This is a genomic window from Clostridium folliculivorans, assembly GCF_024341905.1.
Lineage (GTDB): Bacteria > Bacillota > Clostridia > Clostridiales > Clostridiaceae > Clostridium_AR > Clostridium_AR folliculivorans.
The window spans coordinates 1,136,536-1,157,376 of record NZ_BQXY01000001.1; the positions used below are offsets into that span (position 1 = coordinate 1,136,536).

The following is a 20,841-nucleotide window of genomic DNA, read 5'->3' on the forward strand; positions in this document are numbered from 1 at the left end:
AAATGAATAGTGGAAAAGTGGAAAATAATAAAATTGCTGCGAGAAATATAAGTATTTGGACAAAATTTAAGGAGAACCATCCAAATCTTGCTCAATTTCTAGTGTTTTTTATGCTTAGCAATGGGATAACTGTTTTACAGATGATTTTAATGCCAGTGTTTAAGGGCATATTCGCGCATACATCATTAGTAAGTACAAGCTTTCAGATTATACAGGTTGGACATAATTTTGATGGAAGTCCCTATTATGTATTTAATTACGCAGCTGGTTCCCTTGCCCAAGGCGGAGGAGGTGGACTTGCATACTTTCTTGCAGTTCAGATAACCATGGCAATTGCACAAATTATAAATTTCTTTTTACAGAGGAATATAACCTTTAAGTCAAACAGTAACGTCTGGAAGGCTGCGTTTTGGTATGTAGTAGCTTATATAGTAATATCAATAGGTGCCGCTGCGCTTCAAGGAATTTATAAAGCGCCAATCTATAATTTGTTCATTAATAAATTGGGAATAGGTTCAGTTGGAGAAACCATAGCAGATTTTATTACAATGATTATAAATTGTGCTATTTCTTTCTGGGTGTTTTTTCCTATATTTAAGATAATTTTTAAGAGCGAACCAGAGAAGCAGTAAATAAAGGAATACGTAATGTAACAAGATTTTATTTTAAGGTAGTGGGCAGGGATGACTAGGGATATACAAGATATCATAAAAGGTTGTTAGCTTTAACTACAATATTTATAAACAGAAAAAGATCCATGAGAATGAACTCTGACTATTGATTATTTTATAATGCCTATACTATGAATACCACGTTTAAGGCGTGGTATTTTTTATTTTCGCCCAGCTGTTTAGCAAGCCCAAAAATTAAAGTATCCGATTCAAAAAGCTAGAGCATATTTTATAACTAAGAATATAGGGTAATATATAAGTCAAAATATCTCCCTTGAGTATTTATATGAACATTTAATACTCAAGAGAGATATTTATTTGCACTATTGATTCTGTAACTGCAACATTACGAGAACAACAAAGTAATTTGATTTCATACTGGTTTTGAAAATACCATTGTATTTATGCACAATGGAACGTATAATCTGTAAGCCAAGGCCATGGTTCTCTTTATTCTTTTTTGTGGTTTTCAATTGTTTGTTAATTTTTAAGACATCTATTGATGACTTGTTTTTTATTTGTATTTGAAGATAATTTTTTATAACTGATATAGAAATATGTATATCACCTTGTTCTTCATTTTTACTGGCATCTATTGCATTGTCTACCAAGTTAAGTAAAAGAGCGCATATGTCATCATCTTTAATAGGTAGGTCAGATGGTAATAATACATTTGTCATCACGTTAATTTTATGTTCACGGGCTTCACTGACTTTCTGCGTAAGTAAGAAATCAAATAGTTTATTTCCAGTTTGAAATTCTTCCATTGCATTAAAGCGATATGCAAGTTCAGTGTCAAGGTAATGTTCTAACTGTTCATATTTTCGATTTTTTACTAAAGACTGAATATAAAAATAGTTGTTTTTGATTTCATGCTTTTCTTTTCTTATATTTTTAATGACACTTGAAGTGCGTTTCATGTATTCCAGCTGCATTTGCAGACGATGATTTATGTTATTAGTATTTATCATTTGCACATAAGTTTTTGTCATAAAGTATGTTAAATAATAGGTACTAAGTATGATACAAAGAATAAAACAAGACAGTATGATAAAAACCTGTCTTATAATATTGGTGCCTAGTACAAGGGAAGAACAGTATTGGGTTATCACTGCAACAAAAATAGGACATTGAGCCATTAGCATCCAATGTCTTTTAGGAATCTGATTTGTAAAGTGAAGTGGATGCATTATAAAAAATATACTTGCAAAAAATATGAGAGAATAGAAAATAACATAATGGATTGCTATAGTATATGAATTATACCCACTATACAATAACTGAACACCAATTATTGTAGCAAGTGTTGATTTGATTGAAGCTATAGTATAAATATAAATAATAATAAAAACTATCCTATTGGCTAGAAAACCTTTTTGAAAAAGTATAGAAAAAATAGAAGCAAAAACTAACATAAAGCTCAAATATAAGTAAAAGTTGCCATAGCGAATTTCAAAAGGTTCGAACACTAAAAAAAATAACAAACTCCACAGTAGTCCTAAAATATATCTTGATTTAAAAGTCTTTTCACACCCATACATTTTTATTAAAGTAATCATTAGAAATAAGAAGGTTATAAATCCTTCAGTAAGACTTAAAAATTTAACAATCATTCTATAACCCCCTCGTCAATTAATGAAATAAACTCTTCTTTTATTGCACTCACACGATTGCGACTTAACGGAATAGAAGCTTTATTGTCCAAAATAAGTGAATCTTTTTGAATGCTGAAAATATAACGGTAGTTTACCAAAAAACTTCTATGAGGTCGTAAAAATCCATGTTCACGGAGATGTTTTTCGAAATCCATTATCTTGTATTGAATATTTGCTTCCTTTGAGGTGGTTACAATCTTGCAGTATTTTAGAATAACTTCAATATATATAATCTCTTTTATATTAAAAGAATAAATTTTATCAGAGTGAAGTTCTCTTATGGTAATCATGAATCCCTTCTGCTCTTGGAACTCTCTAATTATATCACTAACTAGTGATGGCAATTCTTCTGAAAAGTGGGCCTTTCTTATAAAACGGAATGGACGAACTTCAAAAGTCTGAAAAACCAATTCTTCTTTGTTAGTAATGAAGATAACCATTACATTGGAATTGTTTTTTCTAATTTTTCTACATAATTCAATTCCATTCATTCCAGGCATATCAATGTCCAAAAATAATATATGGTAGTTCTTTACTGTACAAGTTGCATACAAGAGCTCTTGAGCTTTGGTATAACAATCAAAATGTATAGGAAAATTTTTATTTATGAAAGCTTTGGAAAGTTCCATATTTATATAGTTCATACTTTCCTGTTGATCTTCACAAATTGCAGCCTGATAAAGTTTCATCTAAAATCCCCCTCATAATTTGTTAACCAGTTAGTTGTCATCTAATATTATACACAAAAAATAAGCTAATTCAATTTTTCATTTATACGATGTTTTTTAGCCTCACAGGAAATTCTTCTGTGGATTTAAATATTTATTTTAGTAAATTATTTAAAACTCCCCTCTTTAACATTATAAAAAGTTATTACTTGAAAAACGATTACATTTCATTCTATATTTTTACATTTGGTTCTATAGGGATAGTACAAGAAAAATGAATCTGCTAAAGTAAATAATGAACTGGAATTCTAGAACATAAAAATAGTACAAGATATTTTGAATAGGATTAAAAAGGAGAGAGTATATATTTTTCTATTAAAAAAAGAAAATAGCAATTTTGAAATTTTTTCCTAATTTATATACATTATTCTTATTTGTGTCACTGGTGTAGCTGATTTTATATTAACTAGATCCAATATGGCTTATACCACAGAATTAATAGAATTTTTAATTTAAAGTAATAGTATGACCTGAAGAACAGTAATAGATTTAAGAGGAGTGAAAATATGAAGATATTATCAGTAATTATTCCATGCTTTAATTCGCAGGAATATATGAGATATTGTATAGAATCACTTTTACTAGGTGGGGAAGACGTAGAGCTACTGATAGTGGATGATGGTTCCACTGACAAAACAGCAGAGATTGCAGATGAATACGCAAGAAAATATCCAACTATCGTAACAGCGATACATCAAGAAAATGGAGGACATGGAGAGGCTGTAAATGCTGGGATAAGAAATGCAACAGGACTATATTTTAAAGTAGTAGATAGCGATGATTGGGTAGATTCTTGTGCATATGAAGAAATATTAATGGTATTAAATAAGCTAACTTCAGCTGAAACTCCTGTTGATATGCTTATAAGTAATTTTGTGTATGAAAAAGAAGGTGCAAAAAATAAGAAGGTTATGAAGTATGAAAATGCACTCCCAGAAGGGACAATCTTTACTTGGGATGACATTAAGCGTTTTAGAAAAGGTCAGTATATATTGATGCACTCTGCTATATATAGAACACAATTGTTAAGAGATTGTGGATTAGAACTTCCAAAGCATACCTTCTACGTTGATAACTTATTTGTATATGTTCCACTTGAACATGTTAATAAAATCTACTATGTTAATGTTGATTTTTATAGATATTTTATAGGTAGAGGAGATCAATCTGTTAATGAGAGTGTGATGATAAAAAGAATTGATCAACAGATTAAAGTGAACAAGCTTATGATAGAGCAAGTGCAATTAGAAAATATTAATAATATAAAGCTTCGTAAGTATATGTTTAACTACCTAGAAATTGTTACAGTAGTATCCACTATCTTATTAATACGTTCTGGAACAACAGAAAACTTAGAGAAGAAAAAAGAATTATGGAAGTATGTTAAAGATACAAATCTAGAGTTATATAACAACATTAGATATGGGATTATGGGGAGAATTTTGAATTTACCTGGACGAATCGGACGAAGCATCTCCATAACAATATATAAAATTTCACAAAAGGTTGTCGGTTTTAACTAATGTATTTATAAGCAGAAAAGAGAAAGATGAAATAAGCTTGGATTAAGGACTATTTATCTATGATTAAAGAAAAGTGCCCTACCAATTAACTTAACCAAACACCATCCTATTATGTTTAATTTACTGAAAAAGTAGAATATATAGGGGGAGGTTGTTTGGTTATTATTTTTTTATAATTGGTATTTGTGTAGTAGTTAATCAGGCGAATTAAGGTTAAATTATATTTTAAGAATGACAGTTTATGAACTTAAACAGTATCTGAAAACAGACTGGGTATATTAAAGAAGCTATTGTTAAGTGAATAATGAATATAAAAACTAAAAAATACACAAGAATATACAAAATAGAAATATATAGATAAACTAGTTCCAAATAAAACATATAGTTGATAATCTTATTACCATTATTATTTAGTAGAATTATCTATTAGCTTTATTAGATAGAACTGGATTATTTATAAATAAGTTTTATAGGGAATGTGATTAATATGCAGCAGCATAATACAGATTTTGAAAATAAACCAGTTGATGCATCTATAGATAAAAATTTGCAGTTTATAAAAAGTTCTTTAGGAGATGGAATTGGTCTATCTGTAGGTAAATTTAATGTATTTGGTGGAGAGATAGAAGCAGGTATTATATATATTAGCAGCCTTTGCGATAAGGAGCTTGTAAACGGTCAGGTGATATCCTCATTATTACAAGGTTCACTAAGTGATAATACTAAAGGTAAAAACATAACAACATTAGCAAAGAGTTTGTATATTCCATCACTAAATACTAATGAAGTTAATCAAATGAAAGATATCATGGATGGGTTACTAAAAGGAAATACGATTATTTTCTTTGAGGGGTATACGGATGCTCTTATAATTCAAAGTCAAAAGCATGAAAAGAGATCTATAGATAAGCCAGAAAATGAAACAGCTGTTTTTGCTGCTAAAGATTCTTTTATTGAAGATATAGAGACTAATATAAGCATGATAATTAGAAGACTTCCTATACCGGAAATAAGGTTTGAAACCTTTAGTCTTGGAAGTTTATCTCATACAGAAACAAAAATTGTATGGATAAAGGGCCTAGCCAATGACGAGATTTTAGAGGAAGTAAGAAAGAGGATTAAGAATGTCCATATTGAAATGGTAGATGGCACTACTACTTTAGCGGAATTGATACAAGATAAGCCTAGTCACGTATTTCCAACCTATAGATTGACAGAACGGCCTGACTTAGTGGCAAGAGCATTAACTGACGGATATATTGTTATACTTTGTAATAATAGTCCATTTGCACTGGTATTACCAATGATGTTTTGGGATAGCTTTAAGAACATGGATGATTATTCACAAATGCCCATTGCAGCTACCATGCTTAGAATTATTAGAATAATAGCTTTTTTTATATCAAGTTTCATATCGGCTTTATATCTTTCCTTTGTGACATACAATCATACTATAGTTCCATTGTCACTAGCACTAAATATTTCTCAAGGAAGAGAAGGAGTGCCTTTTCCTTCGATAATAGAGTTAATCGGTATGACTATTATAATTGATATAATCCGTGAAGCAGGGACTCGTATGCCAGGGATGGTAGGTTATTTTATAGGAACTTTAGGCGCCGTTATTATTGGTCAGGCAGCTGTAGCTGCGGGATACGTAAGTGTTTCTCTTATAATAGTTATAGCCTTCTCAGCAATAGCGTCATTTGCTATTTCATCTACCGTATTAGTAAACACCTCAAGAATAATTAATTATTTTTTAATATTTATATCAGGATTTTTAGGTACAGTTGGTTTGTTTAACGGCATTTTTATTATCTTATGGAGAATGTCAATTTTAGAGTCTTTTGGTGTTCCATATTTGTATCCAGTTATACCAGTAGAATTTACAGCTTGGAAGGATGTCCTAATTAGGGCACCTTTTAAAGTATTGAAAACAAGGCTTAGGCTTATTACCAATAACAAAGAAGAGAACAGCGATGATTAGCTTTAGATGTACCACTTCGTAATAAAATTTATATTTTCAAATTCTCTCACCAGAACCCGTGAGAGTTTTAAAAATGGTTTAAGGATCGAAGTGGTACATCTATAATTATTTTCTTCGGAGAAGGTGGATCTAATTGAAATATGACATGTTCACTAAAGAACAAATAATTTTCCTCACATTTGCAAGTGGCTGTAGTAATATGGCTTTTAACTTTATCTGGGCTGTATATTTAGGTGGAAGAAGCTCATGGATTGCGTTAGCAATAGGAATAATATTAACGATTCCCTTCACTTTTGCAATTTTATATTTAAGCAGGTCATATCCTAAATGTAGTATATTTGATATCATTCAGATTAAATTTGGAAAGTTCGTATACATAATTATTGTGACAATTAATTTGGCAATAAATATTGTTTTAGCAGTAACTATTTTAAACTTTTTAGCTGGGACGATTAAGGTTTATTTCCTGCAGCTGACACCTGTTTGGGTCATTATAATTATAAATGTTATTCTAGCCTTTTTATTTGTAAATAATAAGATTTTATTATTTGGAAGAACTGTTGAGCTGCTTACTGTATGGTATATAATTAATTATTTTACTGGATTTTCGTTTAGTTTTTTTAAAGAATTTGATTTTAGAAACATATACCCTATATTTGATACGACCTTATTAAAGTTTGGAGAAGCAGTATTCTTTTCTTTATGCGCATCATCAGAAATACTACTTTTCGTCATAGTAATTGGCGGACATATGCCTCAGACTGTTGGTTGTAAAAAGAGTATCATAAAAGGGACCTTACTGTGGGCTTTCATATTACCATTAGCATCATTTATTATGCAGGGCATATCTGGCACTGAGTTACTATTAAGTACTTCTTCAGCGGGGGTTGAAATATCAAGAACTATTTTTTTTGGAGATTTTTTAAGAGGATTAGAAATATTCATCTTAGCCACATATCAGCTTATTTGTATCATGAGATTGTCATTATATTTATATTGTACTTGGATTCCTATAAAAAAGATATTTAATAAAAAGTATTCGGTGATAATATTATTGCTAATATCTGCGATAATTTTTATACTTTCAACCAGGTTAAATTCTTATAATAAAGCCTTTTTTATCTCAATATATATGGATTATTATGTGGTTTTTCCTTTTGTGTTAGTCATCATAGTAGTTGCTTTTTTAGGTACACTGATAAATAAAAGAGGTCGTGTAAGCTATGAAAAGAAGTAAGAAAATATTATTATTACCAATATTAAGTTTATTGATTTTCTTAAATGGCTGCTGGGATTATAAAGAATATGAGAGTATGACTCAGGTTTATTCCCTAGGGATAGACCTAGATAGTAGCTCTAAGAAAATAACTGTAACACTTCAATTTATTCCAATAAGTAAATCCTTAGGAGAAAAAGCAGATGCTTCAAGTAAAGGAACGGTTTATTCTGCGTCAGCAATAACTTTCGAAGATGCATTGGCAAAATTGCAACAAGCTAGTCCTAATAGATTATTTTTTGGCTACTTGCAGGTTATAGTGCTCGGTGAGGATACAGCAAAATATATTATGAAGGACATAGCTGAGTATTTTCGTCGAACCCCAAGTGTACGTAACTCTGTAAGTATGGTAGTTGTGCCAGGAAAAGCGGAAGGTGTAATTGCAACTCTTGACCCAAATTCTGCTACATCATCAGGAAAAAAGATACGTACGCTTTTAACTTCATATAACAGCAATGGAAATGTGTATTCTGTTACATTACATGATCTTATGATAATGTTGACGAGAGAGGGGGTAGAACCAGTTATTCCAAGAATACTAACTACTTCTGCCAATAATGAAGGTAAAGCCTCAGGAGGCTCTTCAAATGATATTAGATTTGCTATAGAAAAACAAGGTAATATAGTAGCCAGTGGTATGGCAGCTTTCAAAGGAGCTAAGTTTGTTGGATGGCTTAATGACAAGGAAACCTTAGGCTTAAACTGGATACTAGGTAATAAAATTCATACCTATAAGTATGCTAGCTCAGAAGAAGTAAATACTGATAGTAGTTTTCCTCTTTACTCAGATCCAGCAAAATTAGAGTATTTCTATGTAACTAGGTCAGGAAGTAAAATAAAAGTAAAAATAGAAGATGATAAGCCGGTTGTATATATAAATGTTAAGATTGAGGCTGCATTAAGGAAATACTTCAGTTTTGAAGGTGGTGAAGCAGAATTCATAAATTTAGCTAAAGTAGATGAAATTGAGAAGAACTTAGAAAATAGTATATATTCAGATATTGAAGCAGCACTTAGAAGAGGTAAAGATGAATTTAATTCAGATATATTTGGATTCGGATTTAATTTATATAGGCAGCATACTAAAGAATGGCGTAATAATTATCAATGGTATTGGGATGATATATTTCGTGATGTTTCTGTTAAAGTAAATGTTGATGCTAAAATCAATAACACAGGAACAAATATTAAAGGGCTTTCTATAAAGTAGATATTTTTTAGATTATAAGAGGTATGATAGCAGCAAATCGTAAAAAATTGTATAGTAGCAATTTTTAAGGGAAGTGAAAGAATCACTTCCCTTAAGTCATTTAGCAGGTCTTTTCTTTTTAGAATATTTTAATCAAAACAACTCCTGTAAGCATAAGAAGCAATCCAACTACTTGGATTGGAGTAATTTTGTTTTTAACAGAGTTTAGCAAACCAAATTGCTGAATTAATAAACTTCCTGCAATTTGTCCAAATAAAGCAAGGACTACAGTTTGACCAGTTCCAATTTTTCCAACTAAATAGACATTGATAATAATGTATAATGCTCCAATAAAACCACCAATCCAGACCCACCAAGGTGCACCTTGAGTAATTGGGTTTATTACATTTGAATAGGAGCGTTCTTTTAATCCTACTATAACAATCAAAATAGATGAACCTACAAAGAACGAAATAAAAGCTGCATGAAAAGAGGAGTGAACCACACGACCTAATTGACCATTAATCGCTGATTGAATTGCCATTAAAAAACCTACTAATATTCCGATAATCTGCCATATTAAAAGTTCGAATTTATTCTTTTCTTTTCCTGAGCTACTGTCGCTATTATCACTCAATGAATTTACGGCAACAGATAGAAATACTCCTAATAATACTAGAACAATACCAATAATTCTATTAAAACCAAAGGAATGTTTTATTGAATTAAACCAACCAAAATTATCAATTATCATTCCCATGACACTCATTCCTAAAATCGGCATTACAGTTGTTTGCACACTCCCTAGTTTTGAAAATAGAAGAATATTTGAAGTAAGTGCAATAACACCGCAAGCACCTCCTAACCACAACCAATAAGGCTCAGTGGCAAATAGATGCAATGGAACTGTAAGTGAAGAACCGCTAATTAGGGTAGTTGCTGTTAAAAAAATAGTTCCAATTACAAATGAGATCATTGAGGCCAAGAATGGTGAAACAACAAATTTTCTTAAATATGAGTTAATAGCTGTTTGATTTGCGAGTCCTACCCCAATGACTATAGCTAAAGCTGCTGTAAACATATAAAACCTCCTAATCTGAAAAGTTACTATAATTGCCGTACTATGAGGTTAATGGCAAAATAAATATATCACACTAAGGTGACTTTATGTCAAGCTTATATTTACAATCTGCTAAAATATCCAGAACAACCTATCCTTTGATATGCTAAATCCAAGTCTCTTTTGTAAGGCCAGTGATTTTTCATTATCCACTTCTATTTGGGCAAAAGGGATTAAATCATTTTCAAGCATGTGATTTATCATATAGCTTTCAAGCATTGTGCCATAGCCTAAACGTCTATACTGAGGGAATATCGCTAAGAGTCCCATGCTTCCTTCGAGGTGGTTGCCAATAAAGCCTATGAGAGCACCGTCTTTGTATCCTCCGAATAAGTCTCCGTCATCTAAAATTGTTTCAAGTTCGCTCTTTGATAATTTACCATAATGCTCTAATATGATTTCTACATGGCTCTTATCTAACTGTTTGATTTCTAATTCTTCACTTACACTAAGTTTAGCTTTATCCATATAAACGGCTTGAAAACATTCAAGTTTTTTAGATAGCCTGAATCTATCTATTATATAAGCAACCATAAATTCTTGATGTGAAAGAATTAGGTTACAGCTTGATATGCTATCCAATAGTTCTTTTCCTTTTTCAAAATCATCTACGGATAGCATATAGGCATTACTTTTCTCTTCTTTTAATAATACGGCATCATCTTCAGCATACAATATGTCTGAAGTTCCTCTACGCATTGTCTCAAGCATGCCTGTGTGTAATAGTGGGTTTTTTATTAAATACTTAATTGCTTTATCTTTCATCATTTTGCACCTTTAATTATTTATTTTTGTTGAAATATATAAGTCTTATTTATTTTATAAATCACTTTTAACCAATATTATAATTATAATACTAACTTGAAAAAAATGTATATAGCTATATGAATTACCAATAATCAATCGTCAAGGAATAATAAAAGTATGAAAAATTCACAAGAGATTAATGATAGAAAAAACTAATATAAGGCTATATTTTTTGATGAAAAGTTCTTTAATAAAACAATATAAATTTACAAAATATGTTATAATCAAAAGAATAATAACTTTTTGGTATTGGCTAAATAAGTAACAAATACTTATTTGATAGGAGAGATAAAATGCATTTAGGTTCAATTTATTTAATTGTAGATGATTTTTATAAATCAATTAAGTTTTATGAAAAACTATTACAGATTCCAGTTACCAGAAAAAATATGGACAGGTTTGCAATGTTTGAGTTTGAAGGAAAGTGTATATCAATTATGAATGGACATTTTGATGCTGAAAATCCTGATTTAGTTGTACATAAGGGTGAGTATATAGAGTACTTTGATGATATGAAGTCAATTGTTAGTGCACATAATGCTCGCAAGTTTGTATTAAATTTTTGGGATGAGAATCTTCGAAAAGAGTATGAGAGGGTTAAGAATTTAGATATTACGGACAAGCTGACAAAGATTAGATATGTTTGTAATGTTAGCCCATATTATTACTTTCAATTCACGGATCCTGATGGAAATATTATTGAAGTTACTGGTGAATATGTTCCTGAAGAAGGCGAATTTGAATAGTGAATCTTTGAGTTAATGATAAAGATAAACCACTTTAGTCATTGAACTCAAAATAAAGAGTTCGGTGACTCTACGAATCTTTATTTTGATAGATTTAATTATGAAGTAGTTTATCTATAAAAATGCTATATATGGGTCCGCTTTTAGATAGAAAATAGTTAAATGGGAGATATGAGGGGTATCATGGATTATAGAGAATTAAAAGAATTATGGAAAAAAGAAGAGAAAGATACAAGTGAAGGATGGGATTTTTCTCATTTAGAGAATAGAAGTGAGGAAGAAGATTTACCTTGGGACTATAAAGAGATATTGAGAAAGTATTTAAAACCAGATTTTAAATTACTTGATATGGGCACTGGTGGAGGGGAATTCCTATTATCATTGAAGCATCCCTTCAGTAATACATCTGTTACAGAAAAGTGGGAGCCTAATGTAAAATTGTGCGAGAAAAGATTAGCACCACTTGGAATAGAAGTAAAGCAGGTATTTGATGATTCAGAGTTACCTTTTAAAGATGAAGCTTTTGATATGATTATTAATAGACATGAATCTTTTGATATTAAAGAGGTAAAAAGGTTATTGAAGCCAAATGGGATATTTATCACACAACAAGTAGGATGCAGAAATAACGAAGGATTATCAAAGGCATTAATTAAGGATTTTAAACCGCCATTTTCTAAGCATACCTTGGATAACAACTTAAAGGAAATAGAAAAAAACTTTTTTGAGGTCTTATATGCTCAAGAATTTTTTCCATATCTACGTTTTAAGGATATTGGAGCATTGGTGTATTTTGCAAGGAAAATTCAATGGGAGTTCCCAAACTTCTCTGTAGAAAGCTGTTATGAAGAATTATGTAAATTGCATGAAGAGGTAAAGGTCAAAGGATATGTAGAGAGTATTGAACATAGATTTATTATAGTTTGCAGAAAGAAAAAGTAATTGCATATTTATGGTTGCCTATGATTGGGACAGCAAATAGAAATTTATATAGGAGATATGATTATGGATACAAGGACTATTATGATCTTCCCTAAGTTTGAAAATATTCATATTATAGACGATATTCGAAAGAAATATGACCCTTTGGCAGATCTGGTGTTGCCGCATATTACTTTAGTATTTCCTTTTAACAGTGAGTTGACTAATGAGGAACTTAATTTGCATTTAGAAAAGTGTTTGAGAGGAATACCTCCATTTAAAATAGAATTGAACGGTTTTAGTAAAAGGCAAGATAAATATGGAAACTATCTATTTTTAAATATTGTACAAGGTAAGGATGAAATAATAAATATTCATAGCATACTATATAAAGATAAACTAAAGAAATTTGATTTAGGTTATGATTATATCCCGCATATGACAGTTGGAAAACTACCTTCTAAAGAGTTGCTTGATAAGGCCTTTGATGATGTAAATAAGTGCAATGATAGATTTTCAACTGTGGTTAATAGGATATCCGTTGAAATGATTGGCGAGCATGAAGAATCAATTATTGTAATAGAATACGAACTAAAGTGACAAAATTGACAAGAGGCCTCAAAGTAGTTTATCATGTGATAAAAAGGAAGTGAATTATGATGTATTTAGCGATAGTAGTAAGCTCCATGCAAAGCTTGTAAGATATGAAAAACTTTTGCTTGGAGCCAATAGAAAAAGATTAGTTTTTCATATTTTATGAAGCGTTGCATCTTCATTTAGAAACTAAATGTTGATTGGAGCGAAGATTATGAAATATGAGAAAGCACAAAATATATTACCAAACAGTATAATAGAACAAATTCAAAAATACATTGATGGCGGATATATCTATATCCCTAGAAAAGACGAAAACAAAAAGGCTTGGGGAGAAAATACTGACACTAAAAAGCAGCTTAGTACTAGAGATTCTGAGATTCTTTACAAGTACTCTTCTGGAATACCTGTTAAAATCTTAGCTGAGCAGTATTTCCTAACTGAAAGCAGTATTAGAAGAATAATAAGGAATAAAAGAAAATATGGATGATAGATGAGGCGTATTTTTCACAGTTAGCTCTGTGGGGAATATGCCTTTTGTAATTCATATGAGCAAGTTTATTACAGAAGTATTTGCGACCTTGGAACACTAAGCCACCGGTGATAGTATATAGTTAAACCAGTTCCAACTATAATTAAAGTATGAAACTTCATTATATACCTTATGACAGTGCAAGGAGGTGCATATTTATGAGCATTTTAACAATTGAAAACATGAATCATTCCTTTGGCGACAGAATACTGTTCAGCAATGCATCCTTCAAATTATTTAAAGGAGAGCATGTTGGTCTTATTGGTGCTAATGGAGAAGGTAAATCAACCTTTATGAAGCTTATTACAAATCAAATATTACCTGATGGTGGCACTATTCAGTGGAATAGAAAGTATACCATCGGATACATGGATCAGCTTGTGGATTTAAAAGAAGGAATTACTGCTATAGATTTCTTGAAAGAAGCATTCATAAAGCTATATGATATGGAAAATAAAATTAATGATTTATATAATAGGCTTGGCAATATGGATACAGAAGAAATGAACAAAGCACTAAGTAAAATAGCCACAATGCAGGAAGCCTTAGATAAAAATGATTTTTACAGCATTAACTCAATAGTACAGGCAACTGCAGCAGGACTTGGATTTAAGGAGCTTTTAGAGAAAGAGGTATCGGCCTTAAGTGGAGGTCAGAGAACTAAGATTTTACTTGCAAAACTGCTTTTAGAAAAGCCAGATATTTTACTGTTAGACGAACCAACTAACCATTTGGACGAAGAGCATATAGAGTGGCTTAAAGGATACTTGATAGACTATAAAGGAGCTTTTATAGTGATATCCCATGATAATATTTTTTTAAATAGTGTAGTTAATGTAGTTTACCATCTTGAGCATAAGGAACTTACAAGATATGAAGGAAACTATGATTACTTTCTTAGACTTTATGATATAAGAAAGCAACAGAGATTAATTGAGTATAAAGAGCAGCAAAAGGAAATCGAAAAACTTGAAGAATATATAAGAAAAAATAAGGTGAGAACTGCAACTGCAAGGCAAGCTAAAGCCAGAGAAAAAAAGCTCAATAAAATTGAAAGAATAGAGATAAAGAAGGATATTAAAAAGCCATATTTTAATTTTAAAACCGTAGCAATGCCAGAAAAGATAATATTTCAAACAAATAGTTTATCTATAGGTTACGACAAGCCCTTAAGCAAACCGCTTAATTTAAAAATGGAGAGGGGGCAAAAAATCGCTATAACTGGAGCTAACGGGTTAGGAAAAACCACTCTTCTAAAAAGTCTACTTGGACTTCTAAAACCTATAGATGGAGAAATAGCTCTAAGTGAATTCACAAAGATAGGATACTTTGAGCAGGAGCTCACAGAGGATAATACAACCCCAGTTTTATATGATGTGTGGAATGTGTTCCCGGACTTCACTGTAACTGAAGTAAGAAAAAGTCTTGCTCAGTGTGGATTAACCTGGCAGCATATAGAAAGTCCCTTTAATATATTGAGCGGAGGAGAGCAGGCTAAAGTAAGACTATGCAAGCTAATCAATAAACCTTCTAATATCTTAGTTTTAGATGAACCTACAAACCATTTGGATCTTCATGCTAAGGATGAACTGAAGCGTGCCTTAAAGGAATATGAGGGTAGCATAATTATAGTGTGCCATGAACCGGAATTTTATAGTGACATTGTGACGGAGGTTTGGGATTGTGGGGAGTGGGCAACTGAAATCGTATTATAATTTTATGATGCATGCTACGAAAATACTCAGAAGCCATGATCTTTGAACATGCATAACTTAAGTTTTCCTAAAGGAATTCTATATAGAGTTCCTAACGCGCCTATTAATTTATACGTGTTAAAATTCATAGGTGCGTGATTTCTTCCAAACAAGTATTAATTAAGTTTCGACACAGAAACCATTTAAAAAGGAGCTAGGTCAATATGAATTTGTTTAAAACTTCTATGAGAGAGCTTCGCAGCTTTTTAATTTTATGGCTTACACAAGCACTTTCAAGCTTAGGTAGTTCTATGACCAATTTTGCTTTAATCATATGGTCTTATCAGCAACATGGCTCAGCACTTATAACGGCACTGCTTTCTGTATGCACGTATGTACCCTATGTAGTTATGAGTATATTTGCAGGTGCTCTAAGTGATAAGTGGAATAAGAAAATCACAATGCTTATAAGCGATAGCTTTGCTGCTCTGTGTACTGTTGCAGTATTAGTTCTATTGAAAACTGGCAGGCTAGAGATATGGCATCTTTATTGTTTAAATGCGTTAAATGGACTGATGAATACAATTCAGCAGCCAGCATCTGATGTAACTATTAGTCTCCTTACACCGAAAAAGCACTACCAGAAGGTCAGTGGAATGCGTTCCTTTTCTAATTCTCTTATAAATATAATGACACCAATTATAGCAACAACCCTTTTAACTTTAACTAGTATGGATATGGTCATAGCGTTTGATTTATTAACATTTGCAATTGCTTTTATATCTCTGTTATGCTTCGTAAAAATACCAGAAGTGCAGTGTGAAAATACGCAGAAAGAATCGGTTTTGCAGTCAGCAAAAAACGGATTACTCTTCTTAAAACGTAACCGTGGAATTCTGAATCTGATCCTGTTTTTGGCAGCTATAAACTTTACAGCCTCTATGTACAATGCCACTTTACCAGCTATGCTTTTATCGAGAGAGGGAGATGGAGAGGTAGCTCTTGGCATTATTAATACTGTTACTGGAATTGCTATGCTGGTAGGTAGCTTCTTTGCATCTATACTGCCAGCGCCTAAAAGTCGTGTTCGAATGATTTGCAATGCGCTATTGCTTTCAATGAGCACTGAAAACTTCTTTTTGGCATTTGGAAAGTCTATACCAGTATTGTGTATAGGTACAGTTTTAGGATGGATTGCTATTCCGATTATGAGTTCTAATATGGATGTTTTATTTAGAAATTATATTCCGATAGAGATGCAGGGACGAGTTTATTCTGCAAGGAATACATTGCAGTTTTTTACAATCCCCATCGGATATTTCTTAGGTGGATTATTAGTTGATAAAGTATTTGAACCATTCATGGCATTGCAACAATCAGGTGGGATATTGACAATAATATTTGGAATGGGAAAAGGGTCAGGTGCGGCATTTTTATTTTTTATTCTTGGTATTGTGGGAGTCTTGACATGCCTTATCTTCCGTAAAAATACGCATATATGGCAACTAGAAAAATAGTCAAATTATTTATAATAATATTGTGATAGATGTGCGGAATTGTGAGGAGTGGATGGCTAAAGTTTGTTAATTTTATTAGTAATATGTAAATCTAGGTTTAAAGTATAGAATTAGATAGCAGCAGTAATATTATGCAATAATACTGCTGCATTTTTATTTGTTTAACAGGTTTGTATTTGAATATTTTTAGAGTGTAATATTAGTATATATCTTTAGTATTTTCCTTTATAAGATACTTGTGTTATGGCTTAATAAATTCCCAATAAATCAATTCTTGGTCTCGATTAATCTCTTTCATACCGACCTTGTCCAAAATACGAGCGGAAGCTATGTTGCTAATTAAGCAATCTGCTTTTATAGTTTTAACATTATCCTGGTGATTTAGCCAAACCATAATAGCCTTCAATGCCTCAAGGCCATAACCCATTCTTCTAGCATTTTCTGATAATCCATACCCAATTTCAACTTCGCCTTCTTCATTAGGTTTTCCATGAAAGCCTATATCGCCGATTACGAGCATATTATCTTTATTAATAATCATCCAAAATTCAAATCCACTTGGCTCTTTATCTTTTTCTAAAGTCTTATTTATAATAGGTAAAATATCCATTGTATCCTCTGTAGGCCACTTTTCATCAGTTTTAATGCCAAGCTTTTCAATTTCTTTGACATTACCTTCTAATAAGGATTTTGTTATTTCTAATGTTACGGGAATCAAAATTAATCTTTCTGTGTAAATGTTCTTTAAATTCATTTTGTTTTCCACCTTTCAATAATAAATATAGTTAAATCTAAATTAAGGTGGAATAATACCTATTAATTATTTTAGGTAGAAGCCACCTCGTAGTGCTGGTATATAAAATTCTGCATATAATCACTCCTATTATATTATTAGCCAAGGGCTATAATAAATTAAACAATCCCTTAATATGAATTATATTCCATAGCTAAAGGAGTGTAAATATAAAGTGAACTAATAACTACTATTCAGAAATATAACGGCTAGATAAAAAGAACATGCTTTCATTATTATTTTCAAACTTTATAATAAATTCAATATAAAATGTGGTTATGTAATAAAGAGGTGTTAAAAACACTTCTTATGTACTCTTTATTGGACAACTAAAATTGTTTAATAGTTCCAGATTAAAAGGAGTTAGTTTTAATAACTAGCTTCTTTTAGTTTTGTAGCTTCGAAAACGTTCGGAATTTTGGATCAAGATAAATATGTATATTGTAAATTATCTATGTTATAGTATATTTTGGAAGTATATAAAGGAGTGGTTGCCAATGAGTAAGATATTAATATTTCAGAGATTATACAGAACTGCTTCCAATATAAGAGCTTAGTAACATTTTGATGTACAGTTAAAATGAATAATAAAGTATGTCTTCATGATATGGAAGTAGTTAAAAAATTATTCTAGGGTATAGTTATGCCCAAATTTTGATTCTATGGAGGCAGAGTAATAATGAATTATAAGTTAATTAAAAGAGATGAAATTATAGATGTAAACACAATAAACCATAGTTTGGATACCGAAAGATTGAACATATTGCCATTACAATCACATCAACTTGCATTAGCATTAGAAGATTATGCAAAAATGCAAACTGATTTAGGATTAACCGTAATAAATACAATTCTTGATGAAGAAATGGAATATGCAATGAAGGTAAGGTTAAAAAAGGTACTGGAGGATGCTAACAATTATTTATGGCTAACTAATTGGGCTATAATTCATAAAGAAGAGAATCGAATAATTGGTTTCATAATACTTAAAGGAAGTCCTAATGAATTTGGTGAGGTAATAGTTGGATATATGATTGAAGAAAGCCATCAAAGAAAAGGGTATGCTACTGAAGCATTAAAGGCTTTGACTCAATGGATCTTTAATAATCCCCAAGCACTTTCGGTTATTGCAGATACGGAAAAAACCAATACACCATCAAATAAGCTTTTAGAAAGTTTAGGGGCTGTTAAGTATAAGGAAACTGACGGAATAATATGGTGGAAAATTGAGAAGTAAATTCAAATGCGAAATATTAAAATAGTCCTGTATTCATTAGATGGATATAGAAAAAAGTTTATATATTACTAAAATTCTCAAGATAATACGAGCTATAAAGTAAATAGGTTGCTACAATATATTAAAAATAGCATAAAAAAGGGGGAAGAGATATGATAGTAGAATAAGCAGACTCTGTTAAAGAGATTTTTTATTGCTGTAAAACAGGTATTTTATCTTAGTGAAGATGATAAAATACTTATTTAATATAATCTAATAACTTCCAAATATATTTAATTTCTTCATTTAAAATGTCAATAATGTAGAAGAAGTCCACAGTTTTTTGTTTTCATTATTGTACACACATGTTAAAATTAAAGTCTATGCTAAAAAACAATTTTTAAAATTATACACTTTATTTAAAGATGTAACAATTCGAATCGAAATCTATTTTTAAAACTCTCACGGTTTTTGGTGAGAGAATTTAAAAATAATAAATTTTATTACGAAGTGGTATATCAATACATACAAAACAGCCTAATTGCTATATAATTAGATGGGTTCATGTATGGCTTTTGAAGAAGTGTACATGGATAGCATGGCTAGAAGACTTAAATTGAGTCTTCAAGAGGATAATTAGAGGAGGAACTTTATGAAAATTTCAAAGAAGGATGCATTGAGTTGGTTTGAGTTTTTTGCAATGTTACCAGAGGACGAGGAACCAATGACAAAGCAGCAAGAAATCATTTACGCTACCTTTGCCCAAATTGAGGCAGCGATTGATCATAGAAATGAAATGTTAATGTCAGAAATTAAAAACTTTAAAACTTTACAAAATAGAACTTTTTATGTAGGAAATGATAGTAAGTTTTCAAAAGGATGCACTTCTTGCCTATTTGGAACTGGCTTGAGTGCAATTAGAAAAACAAACAAATGTAATATACAGTGCAAGTTCTGCTACAATTATGGGGAGCTTGATTTTATTCCTCCAATTGGTGAAGGCATGTGGCAAATTGGAGAAACAAAATTTTATGAGAATGATATAGATCTTCTTCTTTCAATACATAAGAAACCTACTGGTATTTCCTACGTTTATTTAGAACCTTTTATGGAAATAGAAAAATACTATCCAGTAGTAAAGAAATTTAGAGATGCTGATATTCATCAACATTTATATACAAATGGTCTTTTAGCTACAGAAGAGACATTGAAGGCATTAGCGGAAGCTGGTCTTGACGAGATACGTTTCAACTTAGGTGCTTCAAATTGCTCTGACAAAGTTATTGGAAATATTAAAATAGCAAAGAAGTATTTTAAAAGTGTAGGTATTGAAACTCCAATGACTCCTGAGTTCTTTGAAGTTTTCTTTGAGAAAAAGCAAGCGATATTAGATACAAAAGTAGATTTTATCAATTGTGCAGAGTTACATTTAAATGAGAATAACATAGACAACTACTATGGCGAAAATATGTATATCTCAAGACACGGATACATATCTCCAACTTGGAGCAGAGAATTAACTCTTAAATTCATGAAAATAGCTGATGAAGAACAATGGGATTTAGCAGTTCATGATTGCTCAAACCACACAAAATTTGCTAGAGACTTAAATTTAAGTAGCAAAGAAGGTAAGTGGTTCGGAGCAAGTAGTTATGGCTGTGAGTTCTCAAAAATTCCATACGAAGTATTTTTACCAATATTACGTGATGACAACTTCAAGTTTTTAATTGAAGAAGAATTACCAAGTGGATATAGACCAGGAGAGCTAGTGTTTTAGTTTGAGGGATATCGTATCTATTTAAAAGAATATAATTAAGAAAAGAGTGCTTACGTCTGATGGACGGAGCACTTTTTTTAGTTTTCTCATGGAGTTGT

General features: G+C 31.1%; 18 protein-coding genes. 13 read left to right on the forward strand and 5 right to left on the reverse strand.

The genetic code is table 11. From position 1 onward, the window contains the following. The first annotated feature begins 2 nt into the window (after positions 1–2). Complete coding sequence (locus OCU55_RS05090) at positions 3–632, forward strand: hypothetical protein (RefSeq protein ID WP_261851223.1); 630 nt, start codon at positions 3–5, stop codon at positions 630–632. 362 nt (positions 633–994) lie between these two features. Here OCU55_RS05090 and OCU55_RS05095 read toward each other — a convergent pair whose 3' ends face one another. Both OCU55_RS05095 and OCU55_RS05100 read right to left on the reverse strand, forming a co-directional pair. After that, the gene (locus OCU55_RS05095) at positions 995–2,284 is read right to left on the reverse strand and encodes a sensor histidine kinase (RefSeq protein ID WP_261851224.1); all 1,290 of its coding nucleotides are present in this window, start codon (positions 2,282–2,284) and stop codon (positions 995–997) included. After that, a complete protein-coding gene (locus OCU55_RS05100) occupies positions 2,281–3,015 on the reverse strand; it encodes a LytR/AlgR family response regulator transcription factor (RefSeq protein ID WP_261851225.1) in 735 nt (244 codons plus the stop codon). The genes OCU55_RS05095 and OCU55_RS05100 overlap by 4 nt, the downstream gene beginning before the upstream one ends. Positions 3,016–3,560: 545 nt before the next feature. Here OCU55_RS05100 and OCU55_RS05105 point away from each other — a divergent pair. From OCU55_RS05105 to OCU55_RS05120, 4 genes are all read left to right on the forward strand, one after another. Next, on the forward strand, positions 3,561–4,577 hold the full coding sequence (locus OCU55_RS05105; RefSeq protein ID WP_261851226.1) for a glycosyltransferase family 2 protein: 1,017 nt from the start codon (positions 3,561–3,563) through the stop codon (positions 4,575–4,577). Positions 4,578–5,064: 487 nt separating this feature from the next. After that, positions 5,065–6,561 carry a spore germination protein gene (locus tag OCU55_RS05110; protein WP_261851227.1) on the forward strand — a complete coding sequence of 499 codons (1,497 nt, stop codon included), beginning with the start codon at positions 5,065–5,067 and terminating at the stop codon, positions 6,559–6,561. Between the two features lie 133 nt (positions 6,562–6,694). Continuing rightward, the gene (locus OCU55_RS05115) at positions 6,695–7,798 is read left to right on the forward strand and encodes a GerAB/ArcD/ProY family transporter (protein WP_261851228.1); all 1,104 of its coding nucleotides are present in this window, start codon (positions 6,695–6,697) and stop codon (positions 7,796–7,798) included. Continuing rightward, a complete protein-coding gene (locus OCU55_RS05120; protein ID WP_261851229.1) occupies positions 7,785–9,047 on the forward strand; it encodes a Ger(x)C family spore germination protein in 1,263 nt (420 codons plus the stop codon). Before OCU55_RS05115 ends, OCU55_RS05120 begins: the two co-directional genes overlap by 14 nt. 118 nt (positions 9,048–9,165) lie before the next feature. Here the strand turns inward: OCU55_RS05120 and OCU55_RS05125 are convergent, their stop codons facing one another. Both OCU55_RS05125 and OCU55_RS05130 read right to left on the reverse strand, forming a co-directional pair. Further along, a complete protein-coding gene (locus OCU55_RS05125) occupies positions 9,166–10,107 on the reverse strand; it encodes a DMT family transporter (protein ID WP_261851230.1) in 942 nt (313 codons plus the stop codon). Positions 10,108–10,218: 111 nt separating this feature from the next. Further along, on the reverse strand, positions 10,219–10,911 hold the full coding sequence (locus OCU55_RS05130) for a GNAT family N-acetyltransferase (protein ID WP_261851231.1): 693 nt from the start codon (positions 10,909–10,911) through the stop codon (positions 10,219–10,221). A gap of 335 nt (positions 10,912–11,246) precedes the next feature. Between OCU55_RS05130 and OCU55_RS05135 the strand changes: the two genes are divergently transcribed. From OCU55_RS05135 to OCU55_RS05160, 6 genes are all read left to right on the forward strand, one after another. After that, a complete protein-coding gene (locus OCU55_RS05135; RefSeq protein WP_261851232.1) occupies positions 11,247–11,699 on the forward strand; it encodes a VOC family protein in 453 nt (150 codons plus the stop codon). A 183-nt stretch (positions 11,700–11,882) separates the two neighbouring features. Further along, positions 11,883–12,641: a class I SAM-dependent methyltransferase gene (locus OCU55_RS05140; protein ID WP_261851233.1), complete on the forward strand. Its 759-nt coding sequence runs from the start codon at positions 11,883–11,885 to the stop codon at positions 12,639–12,641. A 63-nt stretch (positions 12,642–12,704) separates the two neighbouring features. Continuing rightward, the gene (locus tag OCU55_RS05145) at positions 12,705–13,220 is read left to right on the forward strand and encodes a 2'-5' RNA ligase family protein (protein WP_261851234.1); all 516 of its coding nucleotides are present in this window, start codon (positions 12,705–12,707) and stop codon (positions 13,218–13,220) included. A gap of 208 nt (positions 13,221–13,428) precedes the next feature. Further along, positions 13,429–13,704, forward strand: a complete 276-nt coding sequence (locus OCU55_RS05150) for a CD3324 family protein (protein WP_261851235.1) — start codon at positions 13,429–13,431, stop codon at positions 13,702–13,704. 200 nt (positions 13,705–13,904) lie between these two features. Then, a complete protein-coding gene (locus tag OCU55_RS05155) occupies positions 13,905–15,461 on the forward strand; it encodes an ABC-F family ATP-binding cassette domain-containing protein (RefSeq protein ID WP_261851236.1) in 1,557 nt (518 codons plus the stop codon). Positions 15,462–15,664: 203 nt separating this feature from the next. Beyond that, positions 15,665–16,957, forward strand: a complete 1,293-nt coding sequence (locus tag OCU55_RS05160; RefSeq protein ID WP_261851237.1) for an MFS transporter — start codon at positions 15,665–15,667, stop codon at positions 16,955–16,957. A gap of 241 nt (positions 16,958–17,198) precedes the next feature. On the opposite strand, the gene OCU55_RS05165 is transcribed toward OCU55_RS05160, so the two are convergent. Next, positions 17,199–17,711, reverse strand: a complete 513-nt coding sequence (locus OCU55_RS05165) for a GNAT family N-acetyltransferase (protein WP_261851238.1) — start codon at positions 17,709–17,711, stop codon at positions 17,199–17,201. 718 nt (positions 17,712–18,429) lie between these two features. Here OCU55_RS05165 and OCU55_RS05170 point away from each other — a divergent pair. Then, positions 18,430–18,987 carry a GNAT family N-acetyltransferase gene (locus OCU55_RS05170; protein WP_261851239.1) on the forward strand — a complete coding sequence of 186 codons (558 nt, stop codon included), beginning with the start codon at positions 18,430–18,432 and terminating at the stop codon, positions 18,985–18,987. Positions 18,988–19,618: 631 nt separating this feature from the next. Then, positions 19,619–20,743, forward strand: a complete 1,125-nt coding sequence (locus tag OCU55_RS05175) for a radical SAM protein (protein ID WP_261851240.1) — start codon at positions 19,619–19,621, stop codon at positions 20,741–20,743. Positions 20,744–20,841: the final 98 nt, after the last annotated feature.

Coding starts and splice junctions, on each gene's coding strand:
- OCU55_RS05090 (WP_261851223.1), top strand. CDS start 3: ATGAATAGTGGAAAAGTGGAAAATAATAAAATTGCTGCGAGAAATATA.
- OCU55_RS05095 (WP_261851224.1), bottom strand. CDS start 2,284: ATGATTGTTAAATTTTTAAGTCTTACTGAAGGATTTATAACCTTCTTA.
- OCU55_RS05100 (WP_261851225.1), bottom strand. CDS start 3,015: ATGAAACTTTATCAGGCTGCAATTTGTGAAGATCAACAGGAAAGTATG.
- OCU55_RS05105 (WP_261851226.1), top strand. CDS start 3,561: ATGAAGATATTATCAGTAATTATTCCATGCTTTAATTCGCAGGAATAT.
- OCU55_RS05110 (WP_261851227.1), top strand. CDS start 5,065: ATGCAGCAGCATAATACAGATTTTGAAAATAAACCAGTTGATGCATCT.
- OCU55_RS05120 (WP_261851229.1), top strand. CDS start 7,785: ATGAAAAGAAGTAAGAAAATATTATTATTACCAATATTAAGTTTATTG.
- OCU55_RS05125 (WP_261851230.1), bottom strand. CDS start 10,107: ATGTTTACAGCAGCTTTAGCTATAGTCATTGGGGTAGGACTCGCAAAT.
- OCU55_RS05130 (WP_261851231.1), bottom strand. CDS start 10,911: ATGAAAGATAAAGCAATTAAGTATTTAATAAAAAACCCACTATTACAC.
- OCU55_RS05135 (WP_261851232.1), top strand. CDS start 11,247: ATGCATTTAGGTTCAATTTATTTAATTGTAGATGATTTTTATAAATCA.
- OCU55_RS05140 (WP_261851233.1), top strand. CDS start 11,883: ATGGATTATAGAGAATTAAAAGAATTATGGAAAAAAGAAGAGAAAGAT.
- OCU55_RS05145 (WP_261851234.1), top strand. CDS start 12,705: ATGGATACAAGGACTATTATGATCTTCCCTAAGTTTGAAAATATTCAT.
- OCU55_RS05150 (WP_261851235.1), top strand. CDS start 13,429: ATGAAATATGAGAAAGCACAAAATATATTACCAAACAGTATAATAGAA.
- OCU55_RS05155 (WP_261851236.1), top strand. CDS start 13,905: ATGAGCATTTTAACAATTGAAAACATGAATCATTCCTTTGGCGACAGA.
- OCU55_RS05160 (WP_261851237.1), top strand. CDS start 15,665: ATGAATTTGTTTAAAACTTCTATGAGAGAGCTTCGCAGCTTTTTAATT.
- OCU55_RS05165 (WP_261851238.1), bottom strand. CDS start 17,711: ATGAATTTAAAGAACATTTACACAGAAAGATTAATTTTGATTCCCGTA.
- OCU55_RS05170 (WP_261851239.1), top strand. CDS start 18,430: ATGAATTATAAGTTAATTAAAAGAGATGAAATTATAGATGTAAACACA.
- OCU55_RS05175 (WP_261851240.1), top strand. CDS start 19,619: ATGAAAATTTCAAAGAAGGATGCATTGAGTTGGTTTGAGTTTTTTGCA.